The sequence below is a fragment of the Gordonia liuliyuniae genome (assembly GCF_021739025.1).
GTDB classification, from domain to species: domain Bacteria; phylum Actinomycetota; class Actinomycetes; order Mycobacteriales; family Mycobacteriaceae; genus Gordonia; species Gordonia liuliyuniae.
In genome coordinates, this window is sequence record NZ_JAKKOT010000005.1 from 337,703 (window position 1) to 353,959 (window position 16,257).

The window sequence follows — 16,257 nt, forward strand, 5'->3', positions numbered from 1 at the left end:
CATCGCCAGCCTCGCGCGCTAGTCAGCTCTCGGTCCGCGATGAACCTTCGCAGCACAGGCATCGCCGAGACATTGCTGACGACGCCGTTCTGGCGTCGGCAGATCGGTTTGACCCGCTGACAGGCGAGAACGTCGGCCTGCGGCCCAGCATCCACGGCGATGGCACTCACCATACATAACGTGCAGCAGCCCGAGGCAAGGCCACGACGATCAAGTTCGCCGGTCGCGTCGTGCATGGCCGCCGAACGAACTCGGCGTGCACGGAAGAGAAACGTCTAGCGTCTTCGCTGGCAGACCGGGCAGAAATGACTCGATCGGTTCATGAACGTTTCCCGTGCGACCAGGGCCTCGCACCGTGGACATGTGTGCACGTTCTGGGTCGGATCAGTCCTCGGCGACGTGGTTCCGCAGCGCCTCGGCGAGCGGCGGGAGGTAGGTGTCGACGACATCGCGGACAACATCGACGTCGACCCCGAAGTACTGATGGACGAGGATGTTGCGGAAGCCTCGGATCTGTGGCCAGCCGATCTCCGGGTGCGCGTCGGTGATCTCCGCCGGGAGATGGTTCACGGCCTCGCCGATGACTGCAGGTTGCGCTCGATCGCGTCCTCGGCCATCTCCACGACATCCCCATCGCCGTCAAGAGCGCCGACATACCGACGGCACCGCTCGACGGCCACCAGGACGTCAGTGACGCGCTGGCCGACGTCGCGGCTCACAACGCGACCGCGTCGACGAGGGCGGAGGCCGAGATCGGGTGCTTGAGCAACTGCCGCGGGAACACGTCGATGTCGTCGCGACCGAACAGTGCCCGCGTTTCCTCCATCAGCCCGGAGGCCCGCATGAGGAGATTGCCGTCTTCGGGATCCATCTCGACGAGGATGTCGATGTCGGAGTCAGAGTGCGCGGTGCCACGAGCGACGGAGCCGAAGAGCTTCGGATTGGTCGCACCGTACTTGACCAGCAGCGCCTGAAACTCGCCTCGGCGCTCCTCGATGAGCTCGCGCACGGCGAGCGTCTCGAGCGTCACGACGGTCTTCGGCATGCCTTCAGGATACCGGCAACGCGCCCCGTCGCAGCCAGGATCCGGTGGCCACCGCCTCATCGACGAGCCGCCAGATCTTCGCCCTTGACCTCACCATGCATCTGCCTGGTTCTCGTTCCGACGCGCAGATCCGAATTCTCTGCGACCACACGGTGGGCGCGACGCTGAGGCACGCAGAGAACGTCATCGACTTCGACCGGCGACTGCGCATGCTGGATGCTGGTCAAAGGAGGCGCGGCTCAGTGCGTTTCAGGGAATGCTCGGCGGAGAGCTTCAGCATCGCCAAGAAGGGTTGAGATCTGCAGCGCTCCGGTGCAGCGGGACCTCGAGTGCGAGTCGAATCCCCATCGAATGGTCATGCGAATGATCATTCGCATGACCATTCGTGACCGCCGTCGGACTCACCATGGGGATCTCCGAGCTATCAGCTCGCCATGTTCCTAGCGATGTCCGTCGTGATCGGGCTGCTGTGACGCACGGAGTCGTGTTGATCACCTCACCCAGCCCAATCCTGGCCGCGGCGACTTCCACCAACGCCCATTCACGCTCTCGGAGAACACGTGCGTTGAGGTGAGTCTGCTCTGCGCACTTGCAGAGCCGAGTGAGCAGTCGTCTACGTCCTGGTCCGCGGTCTGCGCTGACACTTCGGACAATAGTAACTGGAGCGGTTCATGAAGCGCTCGCGCACGATCAGGGAGCCGCAGCGCTTGCACGGCTGCCCCGAACGCCCATAGACGTTCAACTCGCGGGAGAAGTAGCCCGACTGCCCGTTGACGTTCACATACAGTGCGTCGAACGACGTGCCGCCCACCTCGACGGCTGCGGCCATCACCTCGCTCGCCGCGTCGAGCACGCCACGCAGCCGCGGCATGGACGTCCGGTTGGTCTTCTGCGCGCCGTGCACCCGGGCACGCCACAACGACTCGTCCGCGTAGATGTTCCCGATCCCGGAGACCACCGTCTGGTCGAGGATCGCACGTTTGACCTCGGTCTCCTTGCGGCGCAGCACCCCGACGACCCGGTCGGGGTCGAACGCGTCCTCGAACGGGTCGGGTGCGATGTGCGCCACCGACTCCGGCAGGTCCCGCCCGCCGACCGCCACGAGGTCGTCGACGTGCCAGCCGCCGAACGTGCGCTGATCGACGAATCGCACCTCACGCCCATTGTCGAGCGTGACGCGGATTCGCAGGTGCTTCTGGTGCGGGACGTCCGGATCGCTGATCAGCAACTGACCGCTCATGCCGAGATGGACGACGACGGCGACCTCGTCGGACGCGTCGGCCCCGGTCAGCCAGAGGTATTTGCCGCGACGTTCGACAGCGTCGAATCGCTTGCCGCGCAACCGGCTCTCCAGGTCGGTGGCACCGCCGACGTGCCGGCGGACGGCGCGCGGGTGGAGCACGGAGACACCGGCGATCCGTCGGCCGGTGACGTGCGGCGCCAGGCCGGACCGGATCGTCTCGACCTCGGGGAGTTCAGGCACGGGAGTGCTAGCTGCTCGCCGCCGCGGCATCGTCGGAGCGGCCGACGAAATCCTTCGCGTCGTTCAGCGCGCGCCAGGCGAGAGCCGCTGAATTCTGCTCGGCTTCCTTCTTGGTCCGTCCGGTCCCCTCGCCCAGTTCCCGACCGGCGACGACGGCGACCGCCGTGAACTCCTTGTCGTGGTCGGGCCCGGTGGAGGTGATCTGATACTGCGGTTGCCCGGCGCCCTTCTCGGCCGACAACTCCTGGAGCGATGTCTTCCAGTCCAGGCCGGCGCCGAGCTCACCCGCGCGGGCGATGATCGGCTCGAACAGGTTCATGATGACCCGCTTGGCGGTCTCGATGCCGTGATCGAGGAAGAGCGCGCCGAACACCGACTCGAGGCCGTCCGCCAGAATCGATTCCTTGTCGCGGCCGCCGGTCAGCTCCTCGCCACGCCCGAGGTAGATGTGTGCGCCCAGGCCACCTTCGCCGAGGTCGCGGGCGACACTGGCCAGCGCGTGCATGTTGACGACGCTCGCCCGGATCTTTGCGAGCTCGCCCTCGGGCCGGTCAGGGAACCCCAGATACAGACGTTCGGTGACGACGACCCCGAGCACCGCGTCGCCGAGGAACTCGAGACGCTCGTTGGTGGGGAGACCGCCGTTCTCGTACGCGTACGAACGGTGCGTCAACGCCAGCGTCAACAGTTCCGGGCTGATCTCGACGCCGAGCGCGTCGAGCAGGACCGACGGGTCGGGACGCTTGCTCATGAGCGCCCGTCCGCGTCCGGGTCTTCCGGCGCCGGCTCGACGAGCTTGTCGGCGAGCTTCGCCCAGCGCGGATCGATGATGTCGTGACCGTGGTCGGGTTCGGCGTCGGCCAGCCGCACACCGCACACGTGGCACAGGCCGGGGCAGTCCGGACTACACACCGGCGACAGCGGGAGCTCGGTGGCGATCGCGTCGATGATCGTCTGCTCGAGGTCGACTTCTTCGTCGACGATCCGCTCGACGTCTTCCTCGTCGCTGGTCTTGTCCGTCTCGGAGTCGGGGTACGCGAACAGTTCGGTCAGGTACACCGAGACCGAATCGTCGAGCGCATCGAGACAACGGCCACACTGGCCTGCCGTCGGCGCGCTGACCGTCCCCGAGACAAGTACGCCCTCGGTGACCGACTCCAGACGCAGATCGAGTTGGACCTCGGAATCGGCTGGGATGCCGATCATCTCGGCTCCGATACGGTCTGGCGTCACAACTGTGCGGTCGACCTCGACTAGCGAGCCGGCACGGCGCGGCACGCTGCGGATGTCGATGACGAAGGGCTTAACACTCACGATCAACGATTTTACGCGAGTGCTCAAGCCGGGGTCAGCCCGCCATCGGCGCAGGGCTGCGGTCGTCGTCGTGAGCGACGTCGACGCTGTGCGGATACTCGACGTAATCGTGCATGCCCGCACCGGTGCGCAACTGCTGGCGTCCGCGATTCACCGAGCGCAAGGTGCCGGTGAGGATGTCCTCGAAGTCGGCGAGCTTGTCGTCGACGTAGACGTCGCATTCGCCGCGCAGACGATCCGACTCGGCGTGCGCCGCGTCGACGATGCGCTCGGCCTCGCTCTTGGCCGCGGCCACGATCTCCGAGTCGGAGACCAGTCGCTGCTGTTCGGCGATGCCGTCGGCGACCGACTTGTGGTAGCTCGCATCGCCAGCTTCGACGGCGCGGGAAGCCTCCGAGCGTGCCCGACCGGTGACCGCCTCGAACTCGCGGTTCGCGCTGGCTTCCAGCCGATGTGCTTCCTCGGCGGCGGCGTCGACGGTCTGCTGCGCGTGGACGCCTGCCTCGCCGACGATGCGCTCCGCCTTGGCCTCGGCTTCAGCGAGCAGTCGATCCGACTCCGCCTTGGCATGCGCCAACATCACCTCGGAGTCGTTCTCGGCTCCGGAGATCAGCTTGTCCGACGTCTCGCGAGCGTTGCTGACGAGAGTGTCGCGCTCGTCCAACACATCCTGGGCGTCGTCGAGCTCGGCGGGCAGCGCATCGCGCAGGTCGTCGAGCAACTCCAGCACGTCACCACGAGGGATGAGGCAGCCTGCGGTCATCGGGACGGTGCGCGCCTCTTCCACGAGAGCGACGAGCTCGTCCAGCGCTTCGAATACGCGGTACACAGTAACTCCGATCCGGCACAGTGGCCTCGAGATCATTGGGGCCTCGAGATCTTTATGGCCTCGACGTCTTTGATGCCATTGTGCCGGATGTTGCGCCTGTGACTGGAGAGGTTCCGTCGGCGTGTCGGGGTTAGATCTCGTGGACCCCGTCGAGCTTGTCGCTAAGCGCGGAGTGGATGTGCGGTGCGAGGTAAGGAGTGACGTCACCGCCGAGCTTGGCGACCTCTTTCACAAGCGAACTCGACACGTGCGCGAACTTCGGGTCGGTGAGCATGAACAGCGTCTCGGCGTCGGCGAGCTCACGATTCATCTGCGCCATCGGCGTCTCGTAGGCGAAGTCGGTCGCCGACCGCAGGCCTTTCACGATGGTGGGCGCCTCGTCGTCGCGGAGCAGATCGACGAGCAGACCCGACCAACTCCGCACGTCGACATTCGACAGGTCGGCACAGTCACGCCGGATCAGGTCGATCCGCTCATCGATGGAGAACATCCCCTGCTTGTTGGGATTGACCACCACCGCGACGACCACACGGTCGAAGCGAGCGGCCGTCCGCTCGACGACGAACCGGTGGCCAAGCGTGAACGGGTCGTACGATCCGGGGCACACGGCAGCACTCATGACGGCGAATCTACCCGTTGCGCGAGTTGCACTCTCGAATCGCCGTACTTCTTGTCCGCCACGGCTTCGAGGCCGTCCGGCAGGTCAACCGCGACGCTCCGTGATCCGCGCTCGACGACGACCCACGCGCCGTCGGTCAACGCGGGAAGCACCAGCGCCAGGACCGCGGCGACGTCGTCGGACGACAGATCGTAGGGCGGATCGATGAAAACCAGATCGAACGGTCCGGCCGCCGCCGTGAGGAACGATTCGACGGTCCGATCCACCACCCGTACACGGTCGCCAGCCCGGCAGATCGCGACGTTGTCGCGCACCACTCTGGCTGCGCGGCGGTCAGCTTCGACGAGCACCGCCGACGCCGCCCCTCTCGACACGGCTTCGATACCGAGCGCGCCGGTACCCGCGTACAGGTCGACGACGCGCAGGCCGTCGAGGTCTGCGCGGGCGCCCAGCATCGAGAAGACGGCCTCACGAACCCGGTCGGACGTGGGGCGGGTGGACTCGGCGGGGACCGCAAGCCGACGCCCCCCGAACTCTCCGGCGATAATTCTGGTCATATCGGAGAGCCATCCTATCTGGGAACCACTACCCGGGAACCCCAACCTGTGGACGGCCGTATCGTCGTGGCATGCGGATGCGCGTCAATGCTTGGACACCGGCTCCACCGACCGTCGCCGACGCCGATCCCGTCGTCCGCGCCGACCAGGTCGCGCAAACGCTCGACGGGCGACGCGCCGTCGTACTCACCGGGGCTGGAGTGTCGACCCCATCCGGAATCCCCGACTATCGGAGCCCGGACGCCACCCCGCGCAACCCGATGACGATCGACCAGTTCCGCTCTTCCGCCGACTTCCGACGCCACTACTGGGCGCGCAACCACCTCGGGTGGCGCCACATGGACGCCGCGACACCGAACGCCGCCCACGACGCCATCACCGACATGCAACTCGCGGGCGCGGTGACCGGAGTCATCACTCAGAACGTCGACATGCTCCACATGAAGGCAGGCTCGCGCCCCGTCCTCGACCTGCACGGCTCGTACGGCCGAGTGATCTGCCTCGACTGCGGCGTCCGGACGTCCCGACATCGCCTCGCCGAACGCCTCGAGGACGCCAACCCCGGATTCGCCGATCAGGTGCGTAGTGCGGGGGCGATCGAAGTCGCGCCCGACGCGGACGCGGTTCTGCACGACACCGCGGGGTTCGTCATGGTCGACTGCACCGACTGCGGCGGCACCCTGAAACCCGACATCGTCTACTTCGGCGAGACAGTGCCGCGCGAGGTGACCGACCGGGCATACGCGATGGTCGATGACGCGGACGCGATGATAGTCGCCGGATCGTCGTTGACGGTGATGTCGGGACTGCGGTTTGTCCGCCGCGCGGCCGACGCAGGCAAACCGATCGTGATCGTCAATCGCGGGGGCACGCGCGGGGACCGCTTCGCCGCCATCAAGGTCGATCACCGATGCGAGATCATCCTGCCACTCATAGCGGACATGTCGGTCACCGAGGCCGCCTCGGAATACAAACATTTGACGTTACTGTGATTTATCACACATCGTATCGATGAACTGCACAAAGATCGGACATCCCGACGGCCCATCGACCGTGCGGGTGACATCGTCTTGGTGGCTCGTTAGCCTCGATCAAGTCATGAACCCGCAAACAGAGATCACGTTCGACCTGAAGGACCACCACGGTGTCGCCTACCGGCGGCCACGGGCGACCGATGGAATCAGAATGTGGGAAATCGCCCGCGACTCGCAGGTACTCGACGTGAATTCGAGCTACGCCTACGTGTTGTGGGGCGAAGATTTCTCCGAAACCTCCATCGTCGCCGTAGTAGAGGAGAGGGTTGTAGGCTTCGTCACCGGGTACCGCCGACCACGGGCAGATGACGCCCTGATGGTGTGGCAGGTCGCGGTCGACTCCGATCAGCGCGGTAAGCGGATCGCCGGAACCATGTTGCGTGAGCTGTTCAAGCGCAACACCGGATCGGGCGTGACCGCGATCCACACGACGATCAGCCCCGATAACGAGGCGTCGCAGGCTCTCTTCGCCGGCGTCGCCCGAGAACTCGGTTTGGAGTTCACCCGCGAGCCCTTCCTCAAGGCCGAACTGTTCGGCGATTCGCACGAGCCGGAAGACCTGTACCGGCTTTCGCCGGCGTCCGACTAAAGACGACGCCGACAAAAAGTAAGGACAATTCAAGATGACGACGCAGAATAGCGCAGAGGCTGAAGACACCTTCGCCAAGTACGAATCCCAAGTCCGCTCCTACTGCCGCAACTGGCCGGCGATGTTCGACACTGCCAAGGGCAGTTGGATCACCGATGTCGACGGTAATCGCTACCTTGACTTCTTCGCCGGAGCCGGTGCGCTGAACTACGGGCACAACAACCCGAAGTTCAAGGAAGCCCTGATCGACTACATATCGCGTGATGGCATCACGCACGGTCTCGACATGAACACCGTCGCCAAGAGCGAGTTCCTGGAGGCCTTCGCCACCAAGATCCTGGCCCCTCGCGACCTGGACTATGTGGTCCAGTTTCCCGGCCCCACCGGCACCAACGCCGTCGAGTCCGCGCTGAAGTTGGCGCGCAAAGTCACCGGCCGCGAAGCCATCGTGAACTTCACGAACGCTTTCCACGGCATGACCCTCGGTTCGCTGTCGGTCACCGGCAACGCGATGAAGCGCGCAGGCGCGGGCATCCCCCTGGTCCACTCGACCCCGATGCCGTTCGACAACTACATGGGCGGCGCCCACGAGGACTTCAGCTGGTTCGAGCGCGTCCTGAACGACGAGGGCAGCGGTCTCAATCACCCCGCAGCCGTCATCGTCGAAACCGTTCAGGGCGAGGGCGGCGTCAACGTCGCTCGCGCCGAGTGGCTCCAGGGCCTGGCCGAGCTGTGCAAGCGCCAGGACATGCTGTTGATCGTCGACGACGTCCAGATGGGCTGCGGCCGCACCGGCGACTTCTTCTCCTTCGAAGAGTCGGGCATCACGCCGGACATCGTCACGCTGTCGAAGTCGATCGGCGGCTACGGCCTGCCGATGGCACTGACTCTCTTCCGTCGTGAACTCGATGTCTGGGAGCCGGGCGAGCACAACGGCACCTTCCGCGGCAACAACCCGTCCTTCGTGACGGCCAAGGCCGCCATCGACAACTACTGGTCCGACGGCGCCTTCGCCGAAGAGACCAAGAGGAAGGGTCAGCGGATCGCTGACCGCTTCGAGGAGCTGAGCCAGCGCAACGAGGGCATCAAGCGTCGCGGCCGCGGCATGATCCAGGGCCTCGCGTTCGATGATCCCGAGAAGGCGGGCAAGGCCTGCGCCATGGCATTCGACAACGGCATGCTGGCCGAGACCTCGGGGCCGTCCGACGAGGTCATCAAGCTTCTGCCGCCCCTGACGCTCAGCGACGACGAGCTGGACCAGGGCATGGACATTCTGACCGCATCCGTCGAGGAGGTACTCCGATGATCGTTCGCACCACCAAGGAAATCACCGGCACCGACCGCGAGGTCGCAGACCCGCACGGCAACTGGGTCTCGAAGCGGATCGTGCTCGGTGGTGACCACGTCGGCTTCTCGTTCCACGAGACCACCATCAAGGCCGGTTCGGTCAACGAGTTCCACTACGCCAACCACATCGAAGCCGTCTGGCTCGTGGAGGGCGAGGGCGAACTCCTCGACCGCGAGACGGGCATCACCTACCCCCTCGCCGAGGGAACCATGTACATGATGGACAAGTACGACCGCCACACGGTCACGGCGAAGACCCAGCTGCGCATGCTCTGCGTCTTCAACCCGCCCGTCGTCGGCACCGAGGTCCACGACGAGAACGGCGTCTACCCGCTCGTCGAGGTCCCGCCGCGTGAGTCCGATCCCGGTCGGCACCGCGCCTGAGGCATCGGCGGCTAAAGCTCTAACGACTTCGGCACTTTCTTTCGGCTGTACGCCGAAAGAAAGTGCCGAAGTCGTTTGGCGAGACCCCCTACACCGGGACCAAGTGGTCGGCGTGGATGATGGGGCGCTGTAGGTCGGGCGGAAGGTCGTCGGTCGACTTCCCGATCATCCGGGCGACGTCGTCGGCGTCGTAGCCGACCACTCCCCGACCCCGGGTTCGGCCGGCGAGATCGACGAGGTCAACGACGTCGCCCGACGAGAAGTTGCCGACCGCCTCCACGACCCCCGCAGCGAGCAGGGAGCGACGTCGCAGACAGACCGCAGTGACGGCGCCGTCGTCGAGGACCAGACGTCCGTGCGCTTGCGCGGCGTGCCGGACCCAGAACCGTCGGGCCGACAGTCGTTCAGGCCGCGCGGCGAACACTGTGCCGACGCTCGCGTCGCGCAACGCCGCGCTGGCGTCGGCTGCCGACGCCAGCAGCACTGGCACACCCGAATCGGACGCGAGGCGCGCAGCAGCGAGTTTGGACGCCATTCCGCCGGTACCGAGGGCGCCGCCTGACCCGGCGATCACGCCGTCGAGGTCGTCAGGGCCGTCGACCTGTTCGATCAGTCGGGCGGGCTCACCGTCCGGGCCAGGTCGACGCGGATCGCCCGTGTACAGCCCGTCGACGTCCGACAGCAGCAGCAGCGCGTCCGCACTCACCAGGTGCGCCACGAGCGCGGCGAGCCGGTCGTTGTCGCCGAACCGGATCTCGTTGGTCGCGACCGTGTCGTTCTCGTTGACGACGGCCACGGCATGCAGCGACCGCAACCGGTCGAGGGTGCGTTGCGCGTTCGCGTGGTGCACACGGTTGGAGAAGTCGTCGGCGGTCAGCAGCACTTGGCCGACGACGCGGTCGTACCGGGTGAACGAGGTCCCCCACGCATGCGCGAGCGCCAACTGACCGACACTGGCGGCCGCCTGCTTCGTCGCGAGGTCGCTCGGTCGTTTACGCAGACCGAGTGGCGCGATCCCGGCGCCGATCGCGCCGGACGACACAACGACCACGTCCGAACCCGCCCGCATCCGGTCTTCCAGCGCGTCCACGAGCGCGTCGAGCCGGTCCCGGTCGAGACCCGTCTCCAGGTCGGTGACCGCGGACGAGCCGATCTTCACGACGATGCTGCGCGCGGACGCTATGACATTGCGAAGCTCACTCATCGTCGTCGAGCGTGTCGTCGTCCCAACCGAGAGACTCCTCCTGCTCGTCGTCTGGGCGCTGACGACGCATCGAGCGGGCGACCTTGCGTTCAGCGGCGCCGACACGGTCGGGACGGTCGAGTCGGGCGTCGGTCCCTCGGCCGGTGAGCGGGACCTCGGCGCCAGTCGGAGCCGTCGGCTCCCAATCGAACGTGACCCCTGCGATCGTGACCGCCGCACCAGGTTTCGCGCCCTTCTTGACCAGCGCGGCCTCCACCCCGAGACGGTTAAGACGGTCTGCCAGATAGCCGACGGCCTCGTCGTTGTCGAACTGCGTCTGCCGGATCCAGCGTTCCGGGCGTTCGCCGCGGACGATGAATCCGCCGTCATTGGCCGGGTCCGCGACGACGGTGAACTCGCCGTGGTCGACGGCCTTCGGCCGGATCACCTGTCGACGAGCCACCGGTTTGGCGTGCGCGGCGCGGTACTCGCGGACCATCTCGGCGAGCGCGAACGTCAACTCCTGCAGGCCCTTGTGTGCGACGGCAGATACCCGGAACACCGGCCAACCGCGTTCGGCGATGTCTGCTTCCACGAGGTCGGCGAGTTCGTCGGCCTCCGGGATGTCGACCTTGTTGAGGACGACGATCCGGGGACGGTTCGCGAGATCGCCCAGCGAGTGGTCGACGTCGAGCGCGGGCCGGTAGGCGGCGAGTTCGGCCTCGAGCGCGTCGATGTCCGACACGGGGTCACGGCCGGGATCGAGGGTCGCGCAGTCGACGACGTGCGCGAGGACCGCGCACCGTTCCAGGTGGCGCAGGAACTCCAACCCGAGGCCGCGTCCCTCCGAGGCGCCCGGGATCAGGCCGGGCACATCGGCGACCGTGAACACTTCCGCGCCCGCGGTGACCACCCCGAGGTTCGGCGTCAGAGTGGTGAACGGGTAGTCGGCGATCTTCGGCTTCGCCGCCGACAGGACCGAGACGAGCGACGACTTGCCCGCCGACGGGAAGCCGACGAGACCGACATCGGCGACGGACTTGAGTTCGAGGACGAGTTCACGTTCCTCGCCGGGCTCGCCGAGCAGCGCGAACCCGGGGGCGCGGCGCGCTCTCGACGCGAGCGCCGCATTACCGAGACCACCTCGCCCGCCCTGGGCCGCAATGAACTCGGTGCCTTCGCCGACCATGTCGGCGAGAATGTTCCCCTTGTCGTCGAGCACGACGGTCCCGTCGGGGACGGGGAGGACGAGTTCGGTGCCGCTGGAGCCGCTGCGGTGCCCGCCTTCGCCGGTACCACCGTTGGTGCCTCGGGCGTGCGGACGAAAGTGGAAGTCGAGCAGCGTGTGCACCTGCGGGTCGACGACCAAGCGGACGTCGCCGCCGTTGCCGCCGTTGCCGCCGTCCGGCCCACCGAGCGGCTTGAACTTCTCGCGGTGAACCGACGAGCAACCGTGCCCACCGTTACCGGCGACGACATCGATCTTGACGCGGTCGACGAAGCGCGACACGGCGTCTCCTTCCATTAGAGAACCAAGACTTGGCCGTTAGAGAACCAGAACCGGCCATTAGAGAACCAGACTTGGCCGTTAAAGAACCCAGACTTGGCCTATAAAACGAAGCAGGGCGGGTCGGGGTTCTCGATGACCCTGACCCGCCCTGCTGCAGAGCTGAGTTGTTACCAGTTCGACCGGGTCTCAGACCGAGGCCGGCTCCGGAACAATGTTCACGGTCTTGCGACCGCGCTTGCTGCCGAACTCGACAGCGCCCGACTCAAGAGCGAACAGCGTGTCGTCGCCGCCGCGGCCGACGCCGACGCCCGGGTGGAACTTGGTTCCGCGCTGGCGGACCAGGATCTCACCGGCGCTGACGACCTGGCCGCCGAAACGCTTCACGCCGAGTCGCTGAGCATTCGAATCGCGACCGTTGCGCGAGCTGGATGCACCCTTCTTGTGTGCCATGGTTCATTCCTCCTGGGAATCGAGAAAAAGTGTGGGCTACTTGATGCCGGTGACCTTGAGAACCGTCAGGTTCTGACGGTGTCCCTGGCGCTTGTGGTAGCCGGTCTTGTTCTTGAACTTGTGGATGCGGATCTTCGGGCCCTTCACGTGCTCGAGGATCTCTGCATCGACCGACTTGCCTGCAAGCTTGTCAGCATCGGTGGTGAGGTTCGCACCGTCGACGACCAGCGCCACCGGCAGCGACACGGCGCTACCCTGCTCGGCGTCGATCTTCTCGACCTTCACAATGTCGCCCTCGGCGACCTTGTACTGCTTACCGCCGGTCTTGACGATCGCGTACGTTGCCATTCCCGCTGTCCTCTTACTCGTCTCATAGGGCCGAATCCGCAGGCCAGTCCTGCTCATCAGCGAATCTTTGGTGTGCTGCAACTCCGAGAAACCCTCGAAGCAACTTCCGCGCCATGCGCGCACAGCAGCGCGCGTCTACGGAAGGCGACTTGTCAAGGCTACGGGACCGCAGCCTATCGGGTCAAACTGGTCCGATGGCGTGTCACTGCTCCGACGGCGGAGGTCCGGCGGCACGTCGCCCGGTACGCCGCCGAGGCGTTCGTGTGACGGCGACGACTGGTTCCGCGGTCTGCGCCGCGACGGTCGTCACCGGCTCGGCCGTGGTCACCGTGACCGGCTCCGGCGCCACCGACGTCGGCGCAGACGTGCGCCGTACGGCGCGACGGCGACGTGTCACCGTCGCGACAGGCGCGGGCTCGGGTTCGCCGGCTGCGACCTTCGCCGGCTCCGGTGTCTTCTCCGGCTCCGGTGTCTTCGCTGGTTCTGGCGCCTTACCCCGGGGGCCGGACGTCGTGTCGGCGTCCTTCTGGCGGGTATGCGTCTCGTCCCGCTTGCCCTCGTCTGCCGCCTCGTCGTCCTCGTGGTGGGCCATCGCGCGGAACAGCGGGTGCTCGGCTGCGGGCTTGTGCGGAGCCGCCGACTTCGGCTGCTCCGGCGTCGAGGGCGCGGTCGTCTCCGAACGGCCGCTCCCCTTCTTGCGACGCGACCGTCGGCTTCCCGCATCCGAACGCGAGCCATCGTCGGACTGACGGACCTCGACCGGGTTGGCGTGCACGATGACGCCTCGCCCGGCGCATGCGGTGCACGTCGTCGAGAAGGCTTCGAGCAGGCCGGTGCCCAGACGCTTGCGGGTCATCTGCACGAGCCCGAGCGACGTCACCTCCGACACCTGGTGGCGAGTCCGGTCTCGACCGAGCGCTTCGGTGAGCCGTCGCAGGACCAGGTCGCGGTTGCTCTCGAGGACCATGTCGATGAAGTCGACGATGATCATGCCGCCGATGTCGCGCAAACGCATCTGGCGGACGATCTCCTCGGCCGCCTCCAGGTTGTTGCGGGTGACGGTCTCTTCGAGGTTGCCGCCCGAACCGGTGAACTTGCCGGTGTTGACGTCGACGACGGTCATCGCCTCGGTGTGCTCGATGATCAGCGTGCCGCCCGACGGCAGCCAGACCTTGCGGTCGAGCGCCTTCGCCAGTTGCTCATCGATGCGGTGCACATCGAACGAGTCGGGTGCATCGGCGTGCGGCTTGGTGAACTCGTCGACACGCTCGAACAGGTCGGGTGCGACGTCGCGGACGTACCCGGAGACGAGCTTCCACGCCTTGTCACCCTCGACGACGAGCTTGCTGAAGTCTTCGTTGAACAGGTCGCGGACCACGCGGACGAGAAGGTCCGGCTCCTCGTAGAGGGCGTGCGGTGCGCCGGACGCCTTCTTCTTGTACTCGGCGGCAGCGGACTCGATCCGCTTCCACTGCGACTCCAGGCGCGCGACGTCGGCGGCGAGCTCGTCCTCGCTGACGCCCTCGGAGGCGGTCCGAATGATGACGCCCGCACCGTCGGGAACGACCTTGGAGAGGATCTGCTTGAGACGCTTGCGCTCGGTGTCCGGCAGTTTGCGGCTGATGCCGGTCGACGAGCCGCCCGGCACGTACACCAGGTACCGTCCGGCGAGCGAGATCTGCGTCGTCAGACGGGCGCCTTTGTGTCCGACCGGGTCCTTGCTGACCTGGACCAGAACATAGTCGCCCGGCTTGAGCGCCTGCTCGATCTTGCGGGACCGCCCGTCGAGCCCGGCAGCCTCCCAGTTGACCTCACCGGCGTACAGGACGCCGTTGCGGCCGCGACCGATGTCGACGAATGCAGCCTCCATACCGGGGAGCACGTTCTGGACGCGGCCGAGATAGATGTTGCCGACCATCGACTGCGAGGTCTCCGTGGTGACGAAGTGCTCGACGAGGACGCCGTCCTCGAGAACGGCGACCTGGGTGTAGTCCTCGGTCGGAGCCGAATGCGCGTCGTGCGACGCGACCGCGGCGTTCGCACTGCGCTCACGGATCACCATGACGCGCTCGACCGCCTCGCGGCGGGCGAGGAACTCCGACTCGGTCAGGATCGGTGGGCGGCGACGTCCCGCGTCGCGGCCGTCACGACGACGCTGACGCTTCGCTTCCAGACGGGTCGACCCGGAGATGCCCTGCACCTCGTCGCGGACGCGCTTGGTGCGTGGTTCACGTTCATGGACGACAGTGTTCGGCGGATCGTCCACGGTCGCGTCGTCGGTGTCGCCCGCGCCGCGGCGCCGACGACGGCGACGGCGGCGCTTGCTCGACGGGTTCGCGTCGTCGGACGAGTCGTCGTCCGCCTCGTCTGTCGCGTCCTCGCCGGACTTCTTCTCCCCGGCCTGCTTGCCGCCGGCGTGCTTGTCCCCGGCGTGCTTGTCGCCTGCCTGCTTGTCGCCGGTCTGCTTGTCGTCAGGTGCGCCGTCTGCTGACGAGTCGTTCGCGCCGTGCGACGGCCCGTTCTGCTCATCGTCGGTGTCGCCCTGCTCGCCGCCGTCGGCCTGATCTCCGCGACCGCGACCGCGGCCGCGGCGTCCACGGCGACGTCGACGTGACCGGGAATCGGAGGACGAGGCGTCATCGCTGTCCGAGTCAGCGGACTCGTGGCTTCCATCCGCATCCTCGCCCGCGTGAGCGTCGGCGATGTCGGTGGCCTCCGTGGCCGGAGGTGCATCCACTGCCTGGGTCTCGACGGACTCGTCGCCCGTCGTCTTCGCCGCGCTCTTGTTACCGCCGGCCTTCTTGCTCGCGGTCTTCTTACCGTCGGACGTCTTCTCGGCTGACTTCTCGGGGCCTGACTTTTCCGCGCCTGACTTGTTGTCGTCGGACTTGTTGTCGTCAGCCTTCTTCGAACCGGACTTCTTGGCTCCGGCTTTCTTGGCCCCGGCTTTCTGGGCTTCGGCTTTCTGGGCCCCGGCTTTCTGGGCTTCGGGTTTCTGGCCGGAGCTCGTCGCCGCGTCGGTCTCGGCTTCAGGCTCGTCCTTCTTCGCCGCAGGCTCAGACTTCTTGGCCTGTTCGGCCTTCTTCGCGGCCTCCGAACCCGCCGAGAGGAACAGCGGAGCCGCGGTTTCGCCCGCGGACGCGGACGCGGTGGGTTCGACGACCTCGACGGCCGAGAACAGCGACGGCTTGGGGTCTGCTGACGTGCGCCCGGCTGGAGCGTCTGCTGCAGGCGCGGCGGGAGCGTCGTCGTCTGCGACGGCACCGTAGCGCGCCGCGACGAGCATCGCGTCGTCTCGTGAAATCGACGACTGCGCGGTGCGCGCCGTCACCCCCAACTCTCCGAGGTGCCCCAGCACGTCCCGGCTGGTGGAACCCAGCAGTCGGGCGAGTGCGTGCACGCGGAGTCGGAGGGGAATGTCTTCCGCCGTGAGATGCGCCGAATCGGCGTTCACCGGCGACCCGTTATCGGTCACGTGGTCTCCTTGAGACCCCCGGGCGCGTCGAACGAGCTGTACGACGCGGCCACGCGAGGGCCTTCTCAATGTGTGCCGGTCAAGTCTGAC

At 66.6% G+C, this 16,257-nt stretch carries 20 protein-coding genes; 5 read left to right on the plus strand and 15 right to left on the minus strand.

What is annotated here, in order from left to right; genetic code table 11:
- Positions 1-275 precede the first annotated feature (275 nt).
- Genes L5G28_RS12425 through L5G28_RS12440 form a run of 4 tightly spaced genes read right to left on the minus strand, consistent with a single transcriptional unit; the run spans position 276 to position 1,045 of the window.
- Positions 276-461: a zinc finger domain-containing protein gene (locus L5G28_RS12425; protein ID WP_308191976.1), complete on the minus strand. Its 186-nt coding sequence runs from the start codon at positions 459-461 to the stop codon at positions 276-278.
- Positions 385-570: a HepT-like ribonuclease domain-containing protein gene (locus L5G28_RS12430; protein ID WP_237001809.1), complete on the minus strand. Its 186-nt coding sequence runs from the start codon at positions 568-570 to the stop codon at positions 385-387. The genes L5G28_RS12425 and L5G28_RS12430 overlap by 77 nt, the downstream gene beginning before the upstream one ends.
- Positions 567-719, minus strand: coding sequence for a hypothetical protein (locus L5G28_RS12435; protein WP_237001810.1), 153 nt, complete (start codon positions 717-719; stop codon positions 567-569). Before L5G28_RS12435 ends, L5G28_RS12430 begins: the two co-directional genes overlap by 4 nt.
- A complete protein-coding gene (locus tag L5G28_RS12440; RefSeq protein WP_237001811.1) occupies positions 716-1,045 on the minus strand; it encodes a nucleotidyltransferase family protein in 330 nt (109 codons plus the stop codon). The genes L5G28_RS12435 and L5G28_RS12440 overlap by 4 nt, the downstream gene beginning before the upstream one ends.
- A gap of 44 nt (positions 1,046-1,089) precedes the next feature.
- Here L5G28_RS12440 and L5G28_RS12445 point away from each other — a divergent pair, with 44 nt between their 5' ends.
- Positions 1,090-1,341: a hypothetical protein gene (locus L5G28_RS12445; RefSeq protein ID WP_237001812.1), complete on the plus strand. Its 252-nt coding sequence runs from the start codon at positions 1,090-1,092 to the stop codon at positions 1,339-1,341.
- A 317-nt stretch (positions 1,342-1,658) separates the two neighbouring features.
- Here L5G28_RS12445 and mutM read toward each other — a convergent pair whose 3' ends face one another.
- The 6 genes from mutM to rsmD form a co-directional block, all read right to left on the minus strand.
- The gene (gene mutM, locus L5G28_RS12450) at positions 1,659-2,528 is read right to left on the minus strand and encodes a bifunctional DNA-formamidopyrimidine glycosylase/DNA-(apurinic or apyrimidinic site) lyase (protein WP_237001813.1); all 870 of its coding nucleotides are present in this window, start codon (positions 2,526-2,528) and stop codon (positions 1,659-1,661) included.
- Between the two features lie 7 nt (positions 2,529-2,535).
- Positions 2,536-3,279 (minus strand): ribonuclease III, encoded by a 744-nt coding sequence (gene rnc, locus L5G28_RS12455; protein WP_236997478.1) that lies wholly within the window; start codon positions 3,277-3,279, stop codon positions 2,536-2,538.
- On the minus strand, positions 3,276-3,842 hold the full coding sequence (locus L5G28_RS12460) for a YceD family protein (RefSeq protein WP_237001814.1): 567 nt from the start codon (positions 3,840-3,842) through the stop codon (positions 3,276-3,278). The genes rnc and L5G28_RS12460 overlap by 4 nt, the downstream gene beginning before the upstream one ends.
- Before the next feature lie 34 nt (positions 3,843-3,876).
- On the minus strand, positions 3,877-4,671 hold the full coding sequence (locus L5G28_RS12465) for a DivIVA domain-containing protein (protein ID WP_236997480.1): 795 nt from the start codon (positions 4,669-4,671) through the stop codon (positions 3,877-3,879).
- A 130-nt stretch (positions 4,672-4,801) separates the two neighbouring features.
- Positions 4,802-5,290, minus strand: a complete 489-nt coding sequence (coaD, locus tag L5G28_RS12470; RefSeq protein WP_237001815.1) for a pantetheine-phosphate adenylyltransferase — start codon at positions 5,288-5,290, stop codon at positions 4,802-4,804.
- A complete protein-coding gene (gene rsmD, locus L5G28_RS12475) occupies positions 5,287-5,847 on the minus strand; it encodes a 16S rRNA (guanine(966)-N(2))-methyltransferase RsmD (RefSeq protein ID WP_237001816.1) in 561 nt (186 codons plus the stop codon). The genes coaD and rsmD overlap by 4 nt, the downstream gene beginning before the upstream one ends.
- Before the next feature lie 71 nt (positions 5,848-5,918).
- Here rsmD and L5G28_RS12480 point away from each other — a divergent pair, with 71 nt between their 5' ends.
- The 4 genes from L5G28_RS12480 to L5G28_RS12495 all read left to right on the plus strand — a co-directional run bounded on the left by L5G28_RS12480 (position 5,919) and on the right by L5G28_RS12495 (position 9,201).
- The gene (locus tag L5G28_RS12480) at positions 5,919-6,839 is read left to right on the plus strand and encodes a Sir2 family NAD-dependent protein deacetylase (RefSeq protein WP_237001817.1); all 921 of its coding nucleotides are present in this window, start codon (positions 5,919-5,921) and stop codon (positions 6,837-6,839) included.
- A 106-nt stretch (positions 6,840-6,945) separates the two neighbouring features.
- Positions 6,946-7,470, plus strand: coding sequence for a diaminobutyrate acetyltransferase (gene ectA, locus L5G28_RS12485; RefSeq protein ID WP_265742671.1), 525 nt, complete (start codon positions 6,946-6,948; stop codon positions 7,468-7,470).
- A gap of 34 nt (positions 7,471-7,504) precedes the next feature.
- Positions 7,505-8,776, plus strand: coding sequence for a diaminobutyrate--2-oxoglutarate transaminase (gene ectB / locus L5G28_RS12490; RefSeq protein WP_237001818.1), 1,272 nt, complete (start codon positions 7,505-7,507; stop codon positions 8,774-8,776).
- Positions 8,773-9,201 (plus strand): ectoine synthase, encoded by a 429-nt coding sequence (locus L5G28_RS12495; protein WP_236997485.1) that lies wholly within the window; start codon positions 8,773-8,775, stop codon positions 9,199-9,201. The genes ectB and L5G28_RS12495 overlap by 4 nt, the downstream gene beginning before the upstream one ends.
- A gap of 88 nt (positions 9,202-9,289) precedes the next feature.
- On the opposite strand, the gene proB is transcribed toward L5G28_RS12495, so the two are convergent.
- The 5 genes from proB to L5G28_RS12520 all read right to left on the minus strand — a co-directional run bounded on the left by proB (position 9,290) and on the right by L5G28_RS12520 (position 16,167).
- Entirely contained in the window at positions 9,290-10,405 is a 1,116-nt protein-coding gene (gene proB, locus L5G28_RS12500) for a glutamate 5-kinase (RefSeq protein ID WP_237001819.1), read from the minus strand.
- On the minus strand, positions 10,398-11,894 hold the full coding sequence (obgE, locus tag L5G28_RS12505) for a GTPase ObgE (protein ID WP_236997487.1): 1,497 nt from the start codon (positions 11,892-11,894) through the stop codon (positions 10,398-10,400). The genes proB and obgE overlap by 8 nt, the downstream gene beginning before the upstream one ends.
- Before the next feature lie 186 nt (positions 11,895-12,080).
- Positions 12,081-12,344, minus strand: a complete 264-nt coding sequence (gene rpmA / locus L5G28_RS12510; RefSeq protein ID WP_236997488.1) for a 50S ribosomal protein L27 — start codon at positions 12,342-12,344, stop codon at positions 12,081-12,083.
- 36 nt (positions 12,345-12,380) lie between these two features.
- On the minus strand, positions 12,381-12,692 hold the full coding sequence (gene rplU / locus L5G28_RS12515; RefSeq protein WP_236997489.1) for a 50S ribosomal protein L21: 312 nt from the start codon (positions 12,690-12,692) through the stop codon (positions 12,381-12,383).
- 202 nt (positions 12,693-12,894) lie between these two features.
- Complete coding sequence (locus tag L5G28_RS12520) at positions 12,895-16,167, minus strand: translation initiation factor IF-2 N-terminal domain-containing protein (protein WP_237001820.1); 3,273 nt, start codon at positions 16,165-16,167, stop codon at positions 12,895-12,897.
- Positions 16,168-16,257: the final 90 nt, after the last annotated feature.